The 17,960-nt window shown below is 66.7% G+C and carries 13 protein-coding genes; 9 read left to right on the top strand and 4 right to left on the bottom strand.

All coding sequences use genetic code 11. From position 1 onward, the window contains the following. The first annotated feature begins 52 nt into the window (after positions 1 to 52). Positions 53 to 1,474, top strand: coding sequence for a serine hydrolase domain-containing protein (locus tag PX52LOC_RS15595; protein WP_168219015.1), 1,422 nt, complete (start codon positions 53 to 55; stop codon positions 1,472 to 1,474). Positions 1,475 to 1,486: 12 nt separating this feature from the next. Here the strand turns inward: PX52LOC_RS15595 and PX52LOC_RS15590 are convergent, their stop codons facing one another. After that, positions 1,487 to 2,350: an alpha/beta hydrolase gene (locus PX52LOC_RS15590; protein ID WP_149110987.1), complete on the bottom strand. Its 864-nt coding sequence runs from the start codon at positions 2,348 to 2,350 to the stop codon at positions 1,487 to 1,489. An 83-nt stretch (positions 2,351 to 2,433) separates the two neighbouring features. Here PX52LOC_RS15590 and PX52LOC_RS15585 point away from each other — a divergent pair, with 83 nt between their 5' ends. The 3 genes from PX52LOC_RS15585 (at position 2,434) to PX52LOC_RS15575 (ending at position 8,146) form a co-directional block, all read left to right on the top strand. Further along, entirely contained in the window at positions 2,434 to 3,627 is a 1,194-nt protein-coding gene (locus PX52LOC_RS15585) for a serine hydrolase domain-containing protein (protein ID WP_149110986.1), read from the top strand. A gap of 166 nt (positions 3,628 to 3,793) precedes the next feature. Next, positions 3,794 to 6,751, top strand: coding sequence for a PSD1 and planctomycete cytochrome C domain-containing protein (locus PX52LOC_RS15580; protein ID WP_149110985.1), 2,958 nt, complete (start codon positions 3,794 to 3,796; stop codon positions 6,749 to 6,751). 3 nt (positions 6,752 to 6,754) lie between these two features. Then, positions 6,755 to 8,146: a DUF1501 domain-containing protein gene (locus PX52LOC_RS15575; RefSeq protein WP_149110984.1), complete on the top strand. Its 1,392-nt coding sequence runs from the start codon at positions 6,755 to 6,757 to the stop codon at positions 8,144 to 8,146. 258 nt (positions 8,147 to 8,404) lie between these two features. Here the strand turns inward: PX52LOC_RS15575 and PX52LOC_RS15570 are convergent, their stop codons facing one another. From PX52LOC_RS15570 to PX52LOC_RS15560, 3 genes are read right to left on the bottom strand one after another with little or no spacing between them, the layout of a single operon-like run. After that, a complete protein-coding gene (locus tag PX52LOC_RS15570) occupies positions 8,405 to 9,460 on the bottom strand; it encodes a WD40 repeat domain-containing protein (protein ID WP_149110983.1) in 1,056 nt (351 codons plus the stop codon). Next, positions 9,457 to 10,788, bottom strand: coding sequence for a DUF1501 domain-containing protein (locus PX52LOC_RS15565; RefSeq protein WP_149110982.1), 1,332 nt, complete (start codon positions 10,786 to 10,788; stop codon positions 9,457 to 9,459). The genes PX52LOC_RS15570 and PX52LOC_RS15565 overlap by 4 nt, the downstream gene beginning before the upstream one ends. Positions 10,789 to 10,794: 6 nt before the next feature. Next, positions 10,795 to 12,645, bottom strand: a complete 1,851-nt coding sequence (locus PX52LOC_RS15560; protein WP_149110981.1) for a DUF1549 domain-containing protein — start codon at positions 12,643 to 12,645, stop codon at positions 10,795 to 10,797. Between the two features lie 452 nt (positions 12,646 to 13,097). Between PX52LOC_RS15560 and bla the strand changes: the two genes are divergently transcribed. From bla to PX52LOC_RS15535, 5 genes are all read left to right on the top strand, one after another. Further along, positions 13,098 to 14,018, top strand: coding sequence for a subclass B3 metallo-beta-lactamase (gene bla, locus PX52LOC_RS15555; protein ID WP_149110980.1), 921 nt, complete (start codon positions 13,098 to 13,100; stop codon positions 14,016 to 14,018). A 168-nt stretch (positions 14,019 to 14,186) separates the two neighbouring features. Beyond that, positions 14,187 to 15,833, top strand: coding sequence for a tetratricopeptide repeat protein (locus PX52LOC_RS15550; protein ID WP_149110979.1), 1,647 nt, complete (start codon positions 14,187 to 14,189; stop codon positions 15,831 to 15,833). 45 nt (positions 15,834 to 15,878) lie between these two features. Continuing rightward, positions 15,879 to 16,400 carry a hypothetical protein gene (locus PX52LOC_RS15545; RefSeq protein WP_149110978.1) on the top strand — a complete coding sequence of 174 codons (522 nt, stop codon included), beginning with the start codon at positions 15,879 to 15,881 and terminating at the stop codon, positions 16,398 to 16,400. A 221-nt stretch (positions 16,401 to 16,621) separates the two neighbouring features. After that, positions 16,622 to 16,906, top strand: a complete 285-nt coding sequence (locus PX52LOC_RS15540) for a twin-arginine translocase TatA/TatE family subunit (protein WP_149110977.1) — start codon at positions 16,622 to 16,624, stop codon at positions 16,904 to 16,906. Positions 16,907 to 17,086: 180 nt separating this feature from the next. Beyond that, positions 17,087 to 17,902, top strand: a complete 816-nt coding sequence (locus tag PX52LOC_RS15535) for a hypothetical protein (RefSeq protein ID WP_149110976.1) — start codon at positions 17,087 to 17,089, stop codon at positions 17,900 to 17,902. Positions 17,903 to 17,960: the final 58 nt, after the last annotated feature.

The raw sequence follows: 17,960 nt of genomic DNA, 5'->3' as shown, positions 1-17,960 counted from the left end.
AATCGGCCGCTATCCTGCCGCCGGTTCGCCGGCATCCTGCCGAGGCTCCATCATGCCCCGATCGTTCATCGCTCTCATATTGGCCGTGTTGTTGGCACCCACCGTTGTGGCCCAGGGCAGCCCCGCGTTGCCCGCGTCGTTCGACCTGAAGGCGGTGGACGAGTACCTCGCCGCCGAAGTGAAGGCGAAAGGGTTCGTCGGGCTGTCGGTGGCCGTCATGCGGGACGGACAGATCGTGTTCGCCAAGGGGTACGGCCGGCGGTCGATCGAGAAGAACCTGCCGGTCGAACCCGACACCAGCTTCGCCGTCGGGTCCATCACCAAGCAATTCACGTGCGCGTGCGTCTTTCTCTTGGCCGAGCAGGGCAAGTTGTCAATCGACGACCCTGTGGCGAAGTACTACCCGCACCTGACGCGGGCGAAAGACATCACCATCCGCGACCTGATGAACCACACGAGCGGCTACCCGGACTACTACCCGCTCGACTTCCTCGACCGCCGGATGCTCAAGCCGATCGCGTTCGACACCATGCTCAAGGACTACGCCGGCGGCAAACTCGACTTCGATCCGGGTAGCCGGTTCTCTTACAGCAACACCGGGTACATCATCCTCGGCGGCATCGTCGAGAAGGCGAGCGGCGAGCCGTTCGGCACGTTCTTGACGAAGAACATCCTCGGTCCGCAGAGGTTGACGCACTCGCGGTACGGCTCGGCGAAGGAGTTGCCCGGGGCGGCGACGGGATACACGGCGTTCGCGCTCGGCGACCCGGAGCCGGCCCCGCCCGAGGCAGACGGATGGATCGACGCGGCCGGTGGCCTGTGGGCTTCGGCGTCCGACCTGCTGAAATGGGACTTGGCCCTGACGACCGGCAAGGTGATGCCGCCGCCGTACTTCAAGGGGATGACCACGCCGCGGGTGCTGACCACGGGCAAGGTGTCGAACTACGCCTGCGGTCTGAGCGTCAGCACGGTCGATGGTGACATCGTCCTCCAACACACTGGCGGCGTCAGCGGGTTCGTTTCCGGGAACTCGTTCATCCCGCGGGCGAAAACCGGGCTGGTCGTTCTGTCGAACACGGAGCACGTGTCGGCAACGAAGCTGCGCGGCGACCTGTTCCGCCTGCTCCTGAAGGACGTGCAGGCGAAGGACGCGGCCCCGGTCCCGAAGGTGGCCGGCGTCGGCCCGAAAGAGGCGGTTCTGAGCGTGCTCAAGCAGATGGCCGACGGAACGGTGGACCGGACCCAACTCGGCGAGGAGTTCAGTGTGTACCTGACGGACGACCGGGTGAAGGCCGGCGGCGCACGGCTGAAGGCCCTCGGCGAGCCGGAGAAGGTGGACGTCGGCACCGCCCACGAGCGGGGCGGCATGGCGGTGGTCGACGTGACCCTGACGTACAAGGCAACAAAGGTGCGGGCGTCGTTGTACCGGACGCCGGACGGGAAGATCCAGCAGTTACTCTTCTACGGCGAGTGAGGCGAGGGCGACTCACTTCTTCAACGTCTTGTCGAGGAACTCGAACAGCGCCTTCGTGGCCGGATCATCCTCTTTGCCGAGGTCCGCGTTGAGCTTGTTGTGAGTCGTCTCCCGTGCGCCGAAGACCGTGACCGGGACGCCGGCCTCCTTCAATACGGAACCCAGCCGGGCGGCCTGCGCGCTCACGTCCGGGTGGTCGGCGACGTGGAGGAGCAGGAACGGCGGAACGCCTTTGCCCTTGGTCGCGTGCGTGACGGCCGAGAAGTCCTTGTGCTTGGCCGGGTCGTTGCCGAACTTTTCGCGGTGGCCGAACTTCGCCCGCGGTAGACCGTGCGCCTGCCACCGGGCCTCGGCCGTCGCGATGATGGCCGGCACGTCGTAGGTGTCGCCGTCCACCGGCACGCACCCCTTGAGAGCGGCAAACGGCACGCCCTCGGCCTTGAGGTAACGCTCGTCGGTGCAGACGAAGGCGGCGAGTTGCGCCCCGGCCGAGTGGCCCATCACGTAGAGTCGGCTCGGGTCGCCCCCGTACTCAGCGGCGCGCTTGTGCGTCCACCCGACGGCCTTCGCCACGTCGCGGACGATGTCCCCCATCTCGACGGTGGGCAGGAGGCGGTAGTTGGCGGCGACGAAGACGAACCCGCGGTCGGTGAACACCTTCGGCTTGAGTTGGACGTCCTTCTTGTCGCCGGCCTGCCAGCCGCCGCCGTGAATCCAGAAGACGACCGGCAGTCCCTTCGCTCCCGGCGGTGCGTACACGTCAAGGACCTGTCGCTCGTGCGGCTTGTCGGCGTACGGGATGTCTCGCTTCACGTCCTGGGCCTGGGATACGGCGGTGGAAGTGAGGAGGGCGAGCAGAGCGAAGGTGATTCTCATATGCGTATCCTTACAAGGTCCACGACCGCCCAGCAACGCCCGACAACACCCACGAGACAGGTGGAATCAAGGAGGGCAAGGCATTGAAACGGTTACTGATGGCCCTGGTCGTGGTACTCGCCTACCTCGGCGTGACCATCCCCGCGCGGGGGGAAGGGTTCGACTGGCAGACGGCATCGCCGGAGAGCCAGGGGTTCTCGAAGGAGAAGTTGGACGCACTGGTCAAGGTCGTGGTCGCCAAGAAGTCGCGGGCGTTCCTCGTCGTCCGCAACGACCGCGTCGTGTCCGAGTGGTACGCCGACGGTAACGGCCCGACCAAGGCTCAGGGCACGGCCTCGCTCGCCAAGGCCATCGTCGGCGGGCTGCCCCTCGCCGTCGCCCTGACCGACGGGCGGTTGACGTTGGACGACCCGGCCGCCAAGTACGTCCGGGCGTGGAAGGACGACGCCCGCAAGTCCAAGATCACCCTCCGCCACCTCGGCTCGCACACGTCCGGGCTGGAGGACGCCGAGGCCGACGACCTGCCGCACGACAAGCTCACCGGCTGGAAGGGCGACTTCTGGAAGAGTCGGGAGCCGCCCGACGACCCGTTCACGCTCGCCCGCGACAAGGCGGCCGCGGTGACCGTCCCGGGCGAACAACTCCGGTACAGCAACCCCGGCATCGGAATCCTGACGTACTGCGTCACCGCCTCGATTCAGGGGACCCAGCACACGGACGCCCGGACGCTGCTTCGCGAGCGGGTGCTGAAACCGATCGGGGTGGGCGACAAGGAGTGGTCCGCCGGGTACGGCAAGGCGGTGAGCGTGGACGGCCTGTCTCTCGTACCCGCCTGGGGTGGCGGGGCGTTCACCCCGCGGGCGATGGCCCGCATCGGGCGGCTGGTTGTTCGGGCCGGGGATTGGGACGGCAAGCGGATTCTGAGCAAGGAAGCCGTGGCGGCGGTGACGGGCGATGCCGGCCTGCCGGGGCACTGCGGGATGGGGTGGTGGACGAACGCCGGCGGGCGGTACGCGGGGTTGCCGAAGGACGCCGTCTGGGGGGCGGGGGCCGGCGATCAGTTGTTGCTCGTCGTCCCCAGTTTGAACCTCGTCATGGTCCGCAACGGCCAGGCGATGGAGCCCGGACCGGGCGAACCGCCGGTCCGCAAGGACGACGTGTTCACCCGCTACCACGACTACCGCGCCCGCACCCTGTTCGAACCGCTCGTGGCGGCCATCGCGACGGGCAAACCGGACGGCCCAGCCGCCGTGGAGCCGCCGCCGCCAGCCCGGTGATGGCGTCCCTCCGACCCGGCGAAATTTGCCCTCTACCTGCCGTATCTGCGGTTAGAATGACGGCTCGTTGCCGGGTGGCTCTGCTTCCGTCCGTGCCCCCTGATTCGACCCCGCTCCGACGCGGGTTTCGGCCGGACCGCTGCCCGCACCCCGTCAGGAGAGCAGAATGCCGAACGCCCGCGGGCTGTCCGTGATCCTCGTCGGGACGCTCCTGCTGGTCGGCTCGTCGCGGGCGGCCGACGACACCTTCGAAGCGCAGATTCGGCCGCTCTTGCTGAAGCACTGCACGTCCTGTCACGGGCCGGACAAACAGAAGGCCGGTCTGCGGCTCGACTCGAAGGCCGGGTGGCAAGCCGGTGGCGAGAACGGCCCCGCGATCCAACCGGGCAAGCCCGAGCAAAGTCTGCTCATCCAGGCGATCACCTCGACCGACGCCGACAAGCGGATGCCGCCGAAGGGGAAGCTCTCGAAGGCCGAGATCGACGCGCTGACGGCCTGGGTGAAGGACGGTGCCCCGGACCCGCGGGACGGCGGCCCGCCCCGCCTCGGCGGCGTGCCCCTCGACGAAGCGAAGCGGTGGTGGGCGTTCCAGCCGGTTCGCCGGCCGACCGTTCCCAAGAGTGCGTTCGCGAACCCCGTCGATGCTTTCATCGCGGCAAGCCTCGCCGAACGCACGTTATCGCTCGCCCCCGCGACCGACAAGCGGACGCTCCTGCGCCGCGTGACCTACGACCTCACCGGCCTGCCGCCCACGCCCGAGGAAGTGGACGCCTTTCTGAAAGACACCACCGCCGGGGCGTTCGCCAAAGTCGTGGACCGGTTGCTAGCCAGCCCGCACTACGGCGAGCGGTGGGGCCGCCACTGGCTCGACTTGGTACGGTACGCCGACACCGCCGGCGAGAACACCGACCACCCGCTGCCGCACGCCTGGCGGTACCGCAACGGCGTCATCGACTCGTTCAACAAGGATCAGCCTTACGACGAGTTCCTGCGCGAACAGATCGCCGGCGACATCCTCGCCGCCCAGGGGCCGCCGGAACTGTACGCGCGGCGGGTCGTCGCCACCGGCTACCTGGCCGTGGCCCGGCGGTTCGACCATGACAGCGACAAGTCGATGCACCTGACGCACGAAGACGGCATCGACACGCTCGGCAAGGCGTTCGTCGGCCTGACCCTCGGCTGTGCCCGCTGCCACGACCACAAGTACGACGCCGTCACCGCCCGCGACTACTACGCCCTGTACGGCATCTTCGCGAGCACGAAATTCGCCTCCCCCGGCTGCGAGGCCCGCCAGCAACCCCGCGATCTCGTGCCCCTGTTGCAACCGGCCGAGTGGGACCGCGTCATCAAGCCGCACCGCGATCAAATCGCCGCCCTCGACGCCCAGATGCAGGCGCAGCAGACGCTGGCGGACGCCAACCTTCGCCGATTGAAGGCGATCTTCTCCGCGTCGTCTCACGTCCTCGCGTCGGGCGAAATCGCCGACGGCGGGGAGCAGACGTTCGACAAGTTGTCGGCCGAAATCCCGATCCAGGCCGGCGAATTGGTGCATCTGTCCGTGACGCCGCTCAAGAACCACGGGGCCGACACGACACTCGTGGAATGGGACATCGTGGAAGTCGGTGGGCAAGGCCGGCGGTGGAACGCGACCGACGATCTGGTCGACAATCTCCTGGCCGGGAACCCGCACGCCGACCGGCACGGAAACAAGTCGGTCTGGTGGCTTTTCGACGCCCGAACGGGGCCGCAATTGCTGCCGGAGGCGGTTCGCGACATTTCGGGGAAGGCCGGGTTGAACGCCTGGCGGAACGGCGAGACGCCGGCGGTGCTGGTGAACGCCGCGAAGGAACCCGCGGGCGTGTGGACGAAATTGCCGGCCCGCTCCCTCTTCATCCACCCCGCCCCGGACGGGGCCGTCGCCGTCGGCTGGCTCAGCCCGATCACGGGCAAGGTCAAGATCACCGGCCGCGTCCGCGACGCTCACCCCGGCGGCCCCGACGGCGTCGGCTGGAAAATCGAACGCATCGCTCAGGACGTGTCGACTGAATTGGCCGCGGCGGTTTCCGAAGCCGAGGGCCGTCGGGAACTCGAACGAACGCGAGCGGACCTCGTGCGGGCGATGCCGAAATCGGAAGTCGCGTTCGCCGTCGTCGAGGGGCAGGCGGCCGACGCGCGTGTTCAACTCCGCGGCGACCCCGAGAAACTCGGCGACCCGGCGCCGCGCCGCTGGCTCGAAGTGCTCGGCGGCCACGCGATCACCACGAAGACGGGCAGCGGGCGACTCGACCTGGCCAACTGGATCGCGTCGAAGGACAACCCGCTGACGGCCCGCGTGATGGCCAACCGCGTCTGGCTGCACCACTTCGGCAAGGGGATCGTGAAGACGCCGAACGACTTCGGCACCCGCGGCGTTGCCCCCACGCACCCCGAGTTACTCGACTGGCTCGCGGCCGAGTTCGTGGCCTCCGGGTGGAGCGTGAAGTCCCTGCACCGGACGATCCTGCTGTCGGCCGCCTATCAACAGGTGAGCGTGTCACGCCCCGCGGCTGCGACGGTGGACGCCAACAACGATCTCTACTGGCGGTTCGACCGTCGTCGGCTGAGCGCCGAGGAAATCCGCGACAGCCTGCTGACCGCCGGCGGCCAGTTGGACCGCGAGCCGGGGCAGGCTCACCCGTTCCCACCGGAGGCGTCGTGGGGTTACACCCAACACGTGCCGTTCAGTTCCTTCTACGAGACGAGCAAGCGGAGCGTGTACCTCGTGGCCGTGCGGAACCGCCGCCATCCGTTCCTCGGGCTGTTCGACGGGGCGGATCCGAACGCGACCACGCCGCAGCGGCAAGCGACCACCGTGCCGACGCAGGCGTTGTTCTTTTTGAACGACCCGTTCTTCCACGCCCAAGCCGACAAACTGGCCGGCCGCGCGATGACGAAGCCGGAGGCGGAGCGGATCGACGAGTTGTTCCGCATCACGTTCCAGCGAACGCCGACGCCGAAGGACCGCGACTTCGCCACCGACTTCCTGGCGCGTTACCGTGGCACGCAGAAGGACGGGGCGGAAGCGGCGTGGGCAGCGTTGGCCCGCGTGCTACTGGCGAGTAACGAGTTCCTCTTCGTGGAGTAGTCCATGCCCAACGCCTCCCGCCGCGGGTTCGTCCGGTCGGCCGTGGCCGGGTCGATGCTGATGCCGGCTCTGCTCAGCGAATTGCTCGCGGCCGACGCCGCCGACCCGCTCACGCCGAAGAAGCCGCACTTCCCCGCGAAGGCGAAGTCGGTCATCTTCCTCTTCCTGAGCGGCGGCGTGTCGCACGTCGATTCGTTCGACCCGAAACCGAAGTTGGTCGCCGACCACGGCAAGACGGTGACGTTCGACCACCCGGAGACCCGCAACCGCCCCGGCTACGAGAAGCTGTTCCTCAAGCGGCCGGACTGGAAGTTCGCCCCCCACGGCAAGAGCGGCATCGAGGTCAGCGACCTGTTCCCGCACCTCGGCCGGCAAATCGACGACATCGCCCTGATCCGGTCGATGCACACCAGCCACTCGAACCACTACAACGCCACGCTCGGCATGCACACCGGGTCGTTCGCGTTCGCCCGGCCGAGCCTCGGCGCGTGGGCGAGCTACGGTCTCGGTACGCCGAACAAGAACCTACCGTCGTTCCTGGTCCTCGCCCCGCAGATGCCGTACGCGGGCACCCAGGTCTGGGCCGCGGACTTCCTGCCAGGGGTCCATCAAGGAACGCGGGTCGTGCCGGGGACCGAACCCGTCGCCAACCTCCGGCCCCGAGTGACGGACGCGACCCGGCAGAAGATGGAACTCGACGCGCTGCGGGCGTTCGACGAGTCGCACCGTTCAACCCGAGAGGATGACCCCGCGCTGGCCGCCCGCATCCGGTCGTTCGAGACGGCCTACGGGATGCAGTCGGAAATGCCGGGGGCATTGGACTTGTCGAAGGAGGACGACGCCACCCTGGCCCTGTACGGCCTGAAGCGCGGCCAGACCGACGGGTTCGGCTGGCAGTGCCTCGTCGCCCGGCGGTTGGTGGAACGCGGCGTGCGGTTCGTGGAGTTGATCCACACCGGGTCGTCCAACAACTGGGACTCGCACGGCAACATGGCCGATCACGGCCGCCTCGCCCCGCAGGTCGATCAGCCGACGGCTGGGTTGATTCAAGACCTGAAGCGGCGCGGCCTGTTCGACGACGTGTTGGTGGTCGGCACGACCGAGTTCGGCCGCACGCCGTTCAACAACACGGCCGCCAACCCCGGCCGCGAACACCACAACTGGGCGTTCAGTTCGTGGCTGGCCGGGGCCGGCGTGAAGCGGGGCGTCGTCTACGGGGCGACCGACGAGCACGGCATGAAGGCGGTCGAGAAGCCGGTCCACGTCCACGACTTCCACGCCACGATCTTGCACCTGATGGGACTCGACCACGAGAGACTGACCTACCGCCACGCCGGCCGCGATTACCGCCTGACGGACGTGTCCGGGACCGTCGTCAAGGACGTTCTCGCGTGACCGCGGCCCCGATCTCGTGGGGACGGGATCGGCCGCTCGCGCCGGTCGGTGGGCTTTCGGCCGTGCTTCCCATGAAGGCTGACGTAGTTCGTGTGGCCTCAACGGGCGTTGCCGGCTCAAGTTCGCAGAAGTGAATCGAGGGTGCGAGACGAAACGGGAAGGTTCGTCTCGCACCCCGAGACGAACTCTTGACGTCTCGGGTTAGCAGGATGTCAGGGTTACATCGATGCCGGGTTTGGTCTTCGCTCGCGGTCGGCGTCAGACGACATCGACGACGTGGACGCGCCCGAAATCCCCCCACTTGCCGTTGACCGGCTTCGGCTGGCCGACGGTCGCGGCGAGGTAGAGTTTCCGGCCGTCGGGCGCGAACACCGCCTGGGTGACGCGCGACTTCGTGTCGAGCGAGGCGACCAGTTTGCCGTCGGCGGCGAAGACGGCGGTGGTCCATGTACCCTGGGCCTGCCGGCCGGCCATCAGGAAGCCGCCGCCGGGGACCGGCGCGAGCGTTTCCATCAAGCCGGTCCCGCCGTCCGAGTCGCGGATCTGGTCCCGTTTTTTCGGCGGGGCCGCTCGCCAGTCCCACCGCTGCCACCGCATCTTGCCGTTGCCGGCCATCGGGTCGGCCATCGCCCCCATGCCACAACACAGGAGGGTGTCGCCGTCCGGCGGGAACATCAGGCCGTAGATGCCGCCGCAGTAGTGGGGGCTTTTGATCTGGCCCCAGCACGTAAAGTCCGGGGTCGTGAACTCGGCCGCCACCTTGCCGGCGTCCACGTCCCACACGCGAACTTCGCCCATCAAGTTCCCGCCGGCGACGTGCCGGTTGTCCGGCGCGAATGCCAGGCTCGTTACGGGCGGGCCGTGGTCGAATGACTGCCGCAGTTCCCCTGTAAGAGCGTCGAAGACCTTCACCGTCGGCTCGGCAGCGGCCGCCGGCTCGTACTTCTCACCGCCAGCCAGGTATTGCCCGGTCGAGGAAGCAACCCGCCGGCCATCGGGCGACAGGGCGAGTCGCCACGACCAGAACGTGTGGGCCTGAACGCGACGGATGGACTTCTTCGCGACCAGGTCGTGCCAGAGGAGGCAGCCGTCGTAGCCGGCGGAGATCAGTGTCTTCCCGTCGGGCAGAAGCACGCAACCGGAGGCGTAACTCTCGTGCCGGTCTGGCAGCGGCGTGACCTTTCCGGTCGCCGGGTCGCACTCGTAGATCGCCCCGTCCATGCAGGCAGCGTAAAGTCGCTTGGCGTCGGCCCAGGCGGTGAGGCCGAGGACGCCCATCGGCAGCGAGACGTCTTTCGATTTGACGAGTTTCACGCCAGCACCTCCCGGATCGGTTCGGCCCGGTCTTCGACGCGGTGGAACGTCGGCATGTTGGTCAGGTCGTACTCCGCGTAAGGGTCGATCCCCAACGCCGTGAAGATGGTCGCGAACAGGTTTTGCTCGTTGAACGACTTGCCGGCGGGATCGACCCCGTCGATATCGGTGGCCCCGACGACCACGCCCCGCTTCAAGCCGCAGCCGGTCATCATGAGGCTCCAGGCGTTCGGGTAGTGGTCCCGGCCGCGGGCGGGGTTCATCCACGGCGACCGGCCGAACTCGCCCATCGCGACGACCAGCGTGTGGTCGAGCAAGCCGCGGTCTTGCAGGTCGGCGAGGAGGACGTGCAACACGCGGTCGAGTTCCGGCACGAGCATCTGGTGGATTTCGTGCTGCATGATGTGGTTGTCCCACGGCATGCCGTTGGCGACCATCACGAACGGCGCGCCCTTCTCGACCAGGTTGCGGGCCATCAGCGTGTGCAAGCCGAAGGTGCCGGGGCCGTAGCGGGCACGGTCGGCTTCCGGGATCTTCGCGAGGTCGAACAGGTCGGCACTCGCGGTCAGTCCCTTCATCTTCTCGAAGGCCGCGTTCTGGGCGGCGGCGGTGTTACTGCCCCGCTCGGCTTCGTACTTCTTCGCCAAGAACCGCCGGAGGGCGAGGCGGTCTTCCTTCTCGTCCGTCGCCGCGTCCACGGCCTTGCCGAGCTGCGTGTACGAACCGCCGAGGCGGACCGGGGCGTGCTGCGGGCCGAGCCAGCCGGTCAGGTCGCTGGCCTTGTACGACTCGAACTCGTTGCCCCGCGGGTTGGGGTCGAGCAGGATGAAGTTCGGCAACTTGGTGTCGACCGTGCCCAGGGCGGCCGAGATCGACGCCCCGAGCGTCGGCCGGGTGAACCCGGCGCGGTCCGGGTTGCCGCGGGTGAGCAGGTTAATCGCTTGCAGGTGTTCCGTCTGCTTGGTGCGCATGCACCGCACGACGTTCAGCCGGTCGGCGATGCCGGCGCACTTCGGCATGAGGGACGAGAAGCGCGTGCCGGGTACCTTCGTGGGGATGCTCGGAAACGGCCCGCTGGACGGTCGCCCCGGCTTCGGGTCCCACGTCTCGAACTGGCTCGGTCCGCCGCACAGCCACAGCAGGAGGACGTTCTTTTGGGCCTTCTTGGTCGCCGCGGCGAAGACCGGGTTCGTGAACAGGCCGGTGAAACTCGTCACCGCCGGGACGCCGGTGGCAGCCAGCCCTTTGAGGAACAGCCGGCGGTGCAGCCGGTGGTCGTCGGGCGTGCAAGAGCCGGGTGGTGGGGGGGGGGTGGGGTTTATCGTCATGGATTGTCAGTGGTTGGTGAGGAATTCGGGACCGGCGACGATCGCCCACAGGAGTTGGCCGACCGCGGTGCCGGGTTCGGCCGGGGACTTCAGGAAGGCGACGCCGCGGGCCAACTCCTCGGCGTCCGGGTCGCGAACGAGTGCCCGACGGAAGATCCCCCGAACGCGATCCTCCGGCGAGATTGCGGAAACGGCGTCGGCCGGGTTCGGCTTGAACAGATCGGCCATCAGGGGGTTGTTCGTCAGGAACATGGCCTGCTGCATCGTCACCTGCGAAACCTTGCCCGGCAGGCCGGGGAACGCCTCGGCCACCGCCTTTCGCAAGCTGTCGTCGTCCGGGGTCAGGCCGGCGGCGATGCGGGCCGATCGCGCGATCGCTTCCGGAGTCAGGGGCCGTTCCACGGCGGCGGCGAAGGCGTCCGGCGGCGGTGTGGCCGAACCGGCCCACGAGGCGAGTTGGTAGCCGCGACTGAGAACGATCGCACGGGTCAGGCGGCGAACGTCGTAATTGTGGGAGGCGAAATCGGCCGCGAGCCAGTCGAGCAGTTCGGGGTGGCTCGGCGGGTGCTTCGAGTTCATCTCGTCCGGCGGGTCGACAATGCCGCGGCCCATCAAGATCGCCCACGTGTGGTTGACGAACGACCGGGCCAGCAGCGGATTCCCACGAGTCGCGGCCTCGGCGAGCGCCTCCCGGCGGGAGAACTTGGGCACCGGCACTGCAGCCTTCGGATCGATGTACCGATCCGGGGTGTCGGCATCGTTGGCCCCGCGTGGTTCCTCGACGACCTTGCCCGTGAGCAGGGTGATGACCGCCGGTTGCGACTCTTTCTTGAGGTTGGTGAAGTTCATCACCCCGCCGACGGCCGACTCCTTCACGGCCGTCGGCCCGCCGCGTTCGACGTTCTTACCGCGGTTGAAGGCGGCAACGAGCCCCCAGTAGTGGCCCTGTTTGATCTCGCTGGCCAGAGGGTGGTCGTGGCACTGGGCACAGTCCAGTCGGGTGCCATAGATCACCGGGGCGACGGACTCGGCGATCTGTTGGTAATCGTTACGCCGCTCGTAGAGAAACCAAACCGCGCCCTTGTCCTCGGGGCGCGCGGCGAGGAACGCCCGCACGATTTCGTCCCAGGGGCGGTTCTGCTTGAAGGAGTTTTCCAGGAACGCCAGCCATCCGCTGTCCCGTCGCCGGTCTTCCCGCCGACCGGGGCGGCCCATGAGCAGGGCGTCCCAAATCTCGCGGCGGTTGCGGGCGGCTTCGTCACTGGTCAGGAGGCGATCGACCAGAACCGCTCGCTTGTCGGGGGCGGCGTCGAACAGGAACTTGCTCGTCTCTTCCGGCGTGGGGATGCGCCCGACGAGGTCAAGCGTGACCCGGCGGATGAACGTGCGGTCGTCGCAGACGGCGGCGGGCGTCAGACCGCGAGCCTGCCAGGCGGCGGTCAGGAAGTGGTCGATGGCCGCGGCCGGTTCCGTCGGCACTTGCGCCCGCTCGGCCTTGACCTCCGGCGCGGGGGCGGCGGAGAGCGTTGTCACCCACTTCCGCAACGTGGCGACATCGGCGTCGGCCAACTGTTTCTTGGGCGGCATGTGCGGCGTAGCGGTGCGGGCCAAGACGCTGAGGAGTTTACTGTCGTCCGGCTTCCCCGCGACGACAACCGGCCCGTCCTCACCGCCCTTCATTACGGCCGCGGCGGTATCGAGCCGAAGGCCGGCCTCCTGTTCGAGCGGCCCGTGGCACTTCACGCAGCTCCGGTCCAGAACGGCTTGCGCCTCCGCGGTGATCGCGGGCGGACCGCTTGCAATCACGCCCGAAGCCGTCACGAGGATGGAGAGGAGGGGGAAAGTGAAGCGAATCATGCCGTATCTCGCCGTTACGACTCCACTTCCAAACGTCTCCGTCCCGGCCGCACTGCTGGGAGGATTATCGGGTGAATTCGGCTAACGGAGTGTGATAAGAGCGGGGGTAGGTTGTGGGGATCATACCTGATCGCTCGAACTTCGGCCAGGGTGATTTCATCATTCATCAGAGTCGCCTCGCCCCCGAGGCGAACGGCGAAAAACTCTCGGCGTCTCGGGTTAACAGACCCGCGGTTGACATGACCTCATTACCCGACAACCCGCACGAAGCAATCGGATCTCGCACGTGTGACTTCTCGCCGAACCACTGTGCCGCCCGTCCCGTTGAATTCGTGACGGGCGGCGACCACCTCCCCTTTCTCTTGAACTCGTCACCCGTACCGTGAATCATCAGCCCATCACACCGTCACACGAATCGCCTGACATCAGTTCCCGATCGATGAGGGTCGCACATGACGCTAAAACTTTCGCCCCTCGCCGTCGGGTGTGCGGTCGGCGGTCTGTTGCTGCTCACAACCCAGGCCATGTCTCAGGCCAAGAAAGAGGACGCGGGGAAGGGCTCCGACTTTTTCCTCCAAGCCGCCCGGAAACTCTTGAAGTGGGACGAGGCGGCGGAGCCGTTCCGGATCGTCGGGCCGGTCTACTTCGTCGGAACGAAAGGGCTCGGGTCCTACCTGATCACGGGGTCCGAGGGCCACGTCGTCCTGAACACCGGGATGCCGGGGTCGGGGCCGATGATTGAGAAATCGATCCGGACCCTCGGCTTCAAGCCAGAAGACGTCAAGCTGATTCTGGCGGGGCACGCCCACGTCGATCACGTCGGCGGGCACGCCCACCTCAAGAAAGTCACGGGGGCCAAGGTCGCCGTGATCCGCGAGGAGAAGGAACTGTTTGAGTCTGGAGGGAAGCTCGATTTCCAGTACGGCGGGTCCCAAGACTTTCAATTCGATCCGACCGAGGTGGGCACGGTCTTCCGGGACGGGGACGAGATCAAGGTGGGGGACGTGTCGATCCGGGCGATCCTGACGCCGGGGCACACCAAGGGCTCGACCACCTACTTCACGAACGTGGTCCACGACGGAAAGACCTACACGATTGTCTTTCCCGACGGGACCAGCGTGAACCCCGGTTATCGCGTCACCCAGAACCCGTCCTACAAGGGGATCGGCGACGACTTCCGCCGCACCTTCCGCGCCCTCGGATCGCTGAAGCCGGATGTCTGGTTGACGGCCCACAACGACGCCTGCGGCTTGGACGCCAAGCGCGGCCGGACGACGACGGACGGGGTCAAGGCGTGGGTCGACCCGGACGGGTACCGGAAGTGGGTCGCCGCCCAGCGGGAGGCCTTCGAGACCCTTGCCGGGAAGGAATAGCCAGCGGGTCGATCGGTGCCCGGACAGGCCGCGACCGGCATGGAGCGAGGCCCCCGCCCGCAACTCCCGCAGAAAGTGTGAGAGTTCGCGAATTGACCCTTCCTCAATCCCGACTCGTGCAGTAAACTTTCTCGCATCACACCCGCCTCCGTTCGAAGGCATTCGAAAATGCTGACCACCTGGACCGTGCTGGCCGTGGCATTCGCTTCCGCCGCACCCGTGAAACCCTCGCCCCGCCCCCTGCCCCTCAGCGGCCTCACGCCGTCGGTCCACGCACCGGACCTGTGCAAGTACCACTACCGCGTCAGCACGCCGTCGGCCGAGTGCCAGAAGTTCTGCGACGAGGGGTTCGGCTACTACTACTCCTACGTCTGGATGGAAGCGGCCCGCAGCTTCGAGACGGCCCTGTCGCACGACCCCGACTGCGCGATGGCCTGGCTCGGGCTGCACCGGGCACTGGAAAAATGGGGCAAAACCTCCACCCCGAAGCCCGATCGCCTCTTGGCGGTCCTCGGCGGCGGGCTTCAGCCGCGGTTACCCGACCAGTACAAGAAGGCCCCACACGACTACGCTCTCGATCAAGCCAAGAACCTGATGCCGAAGGCGAGCCACCGCGAGACGCTGCTCATCACGGCCCGCCTGCAAGAGCGCGGCAACTGGCCGGACGTGAAGCCCGAAGACCGCAAGAAGAAGGCGACGCAAACGCTCGACGAGTTGCTGAGCATCTACGAGGACGACGAGGAGGGCTGGTACGCCCGGGCGCAGATCGCCGAAGGGCAGTACGGGCCGATTCCGATTTACAAGGCACTCTTACGGCTGAACCCATTGCATCCCGGAGCGAACCACGAACTCGTCCACACGTTCGAGAACATCCGCCGACCGGCGCTCGGCTGGCCCTACGCGGAAGCGTACATCGAATCGTCGCCGGGGTTGCCGCACGCCTTCCACATGCAGGCCCACCTCGGGATGCGTGTCGGCAAGTGGCAGAAGACGACCGATTGGTCGTGGCACGCGGTCGAATTGGAGAAGGCTTACCACAAGTTGCTGAACGTGAAGCCGGACGACGACCACCAGTTCCGCCACCACATGGAAATCCTGACGCGGGCGCTGGTCCACGACGGCCGATTGGCCGAGGCGGCGCAGATTCGCAAGGAGGCCGAGGGATACAAGTACCAACTGCGGCCCGAGTGGTTCCGGCTGGCCGTCACCGAGAAGAACTGGTCCGACGCCGAGAAGTTGATCTCCGACATGCGGAAGGGGGACAAGGCGACGGCCGCGTACTTCTCGGCCGTGATGTTCCTGGAACGAGGCATGGCCGAGCGGGCGAAGGCGGAACTCGACGTGATGCGGCAGGCCGCCCCGGCCCGTGGTGGTCGCACCGACCGGCAGAAGGAACTTCGACTGTGGGAAGTCCAGGGCCGCTACGAGTGCCAGACGGGCAACGGCGAGGCCGGCGTGAAGTTGTTGCGACGGACCCTCGACAAGACGAAGGACGACTACGCCCACCACGCCTGGGGCGGCGGGGCGTACTTCATGGAAGTCTGGGGCACCGCGGCCCTGGAAGCCGGCATCGTGAGCGAGGCCGAGGAAGCGTTCCAGGAAGCCCTCGCCCACGACAGCGGCAGCGTCCGCGGGGCACTCGGCCTTTGGGCACTGTGCGACCGCCTCGGCCGGACCGACGAGGCCGACCGCTACCTGAAGGTCGCCCAGCGCGTTTGGGCGAAGGCCGAGTCGCGGGTGTTCGCCGAGATGAAGGACGACTTCGCGAAGAGGGCCGAGAAGCTGTCACCGGGGAAGGTGGCGACGAAGGAATAACGGCAGGTCGTGATCAATCCGTTCGGGCCATAACGCAAGAATCGAATGCGAAGTACCTTCCGTGTAGTCACGGCCGCTCTTTTACTCCTGGACGGGGTGGTGTTTCTCTACACGTTTCTTCCCGAAACGCGAATTTCGGTACGACAGGTTTGGCCCTTGCACCTTGGCACGATACTCGTCTTCGGGGCCTCGATTCTGGTGATCGGTCGCCGAAAGTCAGACATCGCCCGACGGGAGCCAAATCTGTCCCGGTGGGATATTGACATAAAAGTTCTGACCACCATCCCACTGGCTTTTTGGTTCATCGGACCTCCCGGCGCGGTCTTGCTGCCTGCGACCGCTTTGCAGTTCGTTTCTCCCGTCGAAGGGTATGTCGAGCACAAGGACGGCACATTCGTACTTGCCAATCATGGCCGAACGATCCGCGAGATCACGGAGGAAGAGTTCCATCACGCCAATACGCAAGTCGCGCGCGGTTTCTGTGCCATCTGGCTAGCCTTCACTTGGCTGGCCACAGCTTTCTTTTGGATCGGAATGCAGGGTCCGGCTTCGACCAACGAGTTATGACGGCTCACTGTTCGGCCGAACATCGTTCACTTCCGGCTGAAATTCCACCCCCGTAGCCTTGCCCAACCAGGGCCGAACCGGATATACTTTCTCTAGCTTGCAAGCTCCTACCGTGCGGCCGGCTCGAACCACCCAGCCCGCTCGCACCCGTTTTGGCGGGGTTACCTTCAACCTCCACCACTTTCCGCAACTCGCTTTCCCACCTGATTGTGGAGGCTGACATGATTTACGGTTTCCTCGGTTCCATCGGGCCACAAGAACTCTTGCTGTTGCTCCTGCTCGGCGTGCTGCTGTTCGGCCGCAAACTGCCCGAAATCGGCCGTTCCGTCGGCAAGTCGATCGTCGAATTCAAGAAGGGCATGAAGGGCATCGAGGAAGAAGTTTCCTCCGACTCGCCCAGCCGCCCCGCGATCGAGCCGGAAGCGGTGAAGCCGCCGCAACGGATCACGAACCAGGCTCCCCGGTTCGACGACACCGCGGCCAGCAACCTGCCGCCGAAGCTGTAACCGGCATCACCCTAACAACACGCCCGACCCCGACAAATGGAAATTTGTCGGGGTTATTTCGTTACTGTCGACAACTCGGATTCAAGTGCCTGCCGCGGCACGCGAATTGATCTTTCACCCGCCCGACCTTTGGCGTAAACTTCCCCATCGGATGATCCGGCCTTCGTGGATGGAAACGCGATGACGACCACCCCCTCGACCAACGACCTGACCCGGCAGCAACTCGAAGAGTTGGACGCGCTGCTGCAACGGATGCTGACGGCCCCCACGGTCGGCGACGATAGCAAGCCGCGTTGGCTGCCGGTGGACGTCCCCCCGCCGATGCCGTTGGAAGAGCCGGTCGCCGACGGGTGGCGGGTGGACCGCCCGACGCCGGCCCCCGTGCGGCCGCCGCACATGACCATCGCGGCGGAAGCGCCACCCGTGCCGGAACCCGAACCGGTCGTAATGCTCTCGACGGCCCCGCCCGCGGAGGAACCGTACCTGCCGCCGCCGATCGCCCGGCTTCCTGCGAACTTGCTAACGAACTACGCTCCGGCCCACGACGACGACCGGGTCAACCCCGCCGATGTGACCGAGGACGACCTGCCGACGCTCGGCGGCCCGCGGCTTCCGATGGTGCCGATGACGCCGTCGGTCCTGTTCAATCCGCCGAAGGCAGTGACGATTCCGGTAGAAGTCCCGCCCGCGGTGCTGCCGCAGTTCGGCAAGTTGGACATCGGGGAACTCAGTCAACCCACCGCGCCGGTCGAACTGCCCCCGGCCCCGCCGCCGCAACCGCTGAATCGCTCCACGGAGGCACCAAGCGATAGCCTGCCGGCCGTGATGTGGCCGCTGTACGCGGTCAACTGGGTGGCCGAGGAATGCTTGCGGGTGTTCGGCGGCGACTCGCTGACGAAGCCGACCGCGAAGTGGTCGATGGGCGTGGCCGGCCTTCTGATGATCGCCAGTGCCGCCGCCTGGACAGCCTACGGGTTCGGGATCGTGGCGAAGTAATTCGCCACTTGGCGAGCGGGGGGCGTCAGCCCCCTGATTCTGTTCCGCACGGGACCAA

It is taken from the genome of Limnoglobus roseus (assembly GCF_008254045.1).
GTDB classification, from domain to species: domain Bacteria; phylum Planctomycetota; class Planctomycetia; order Gemmatales; family Gemmataceae; genus Limnoglobus; species Limnoglobus roseus.
The sequence above is the reverse complement of the archived record's forward strand: the minus strand, read 5'-3'. Positions and strand labels throughout refer to the sequence as shown.

Coding starts and splice junctions, on each gene's coding strand:
- PX52LOC_RS15535 (WP_149110976.1), top strand. CDS start 17,087: ATGACGACCACCCCCTCGACCAACGACCTGACCCGGCAGCAACTCGAA.
- PX52LOC_RS15560 (WP_149110981.1), bottom strand. CDS start 12,645: ATGATTCGCTTCACTTTCCCCCTCCTCTCCATCCTCGTGACGGCTTCG.
- bla (WP_149110980.1), top strand. CDS start 13,098: ATGACGCTAAAACTTTCGCCCCTCGCCGTCGGGTGTGCGGTCGGCGGT.
- PX52LOC_RS15540 (WP_149110977.1), top strand. CDS start 16,622: ATGATTTACGGTTTCCTCGGTTCCATCGGGCCACAAGAACTCTTGCTG.
- PX52LOC_RS15590 (WP_149110987.1), bottom strand. CDS start 2,350: ATGAGAATCACCTTCGCTCTGCTCGCCCTCCTCACTTCCACCGCCGTA.
- PX52LOC_RS15580 (WP_149110985.1), top strand. CDS start 3,794: ATGCCGAACGCCCGCGGGCTGTCCGTGATCCTCGTCGGGACGCTCCTG.
- PX52LOC_RS15575 (WP_149110984.1), top strand. CDS start 6,755: ATGCCCAACGCCTCCCGCCGCGGGTTCGTCCGGTCGGCCGTGGCCGGG.
- PX52LOC_RS15595 (WP_168219015.1), top strand. CDS start 53: ATGCCCCGATCGTTCATCGCTCTCATATTGGCCGTGTTGTTGGCACCC.
- PX52LOC_RS15545 (WP_149110978.1), top strand. CDS start 15,879: ATGCGAAGTACCTTCCGTGTAGTCACGGCCGCTCTTTTACTCCTGGAC.
- PX52LOC_RS15550 (WP_149110979.1), top strand. CDS start 14,187: ATGCTGACCACCTGGACCGTGCTGGCCGTGGCATTCGCTTCCGCCGCA.
- PX52LOC_RS15565 (WP_149110982.1), bottom strand. CDS start 10,788: ATGACGATAAACCCCACCCCCCCCCCACCACCCGGCTCTTGCACGCCC.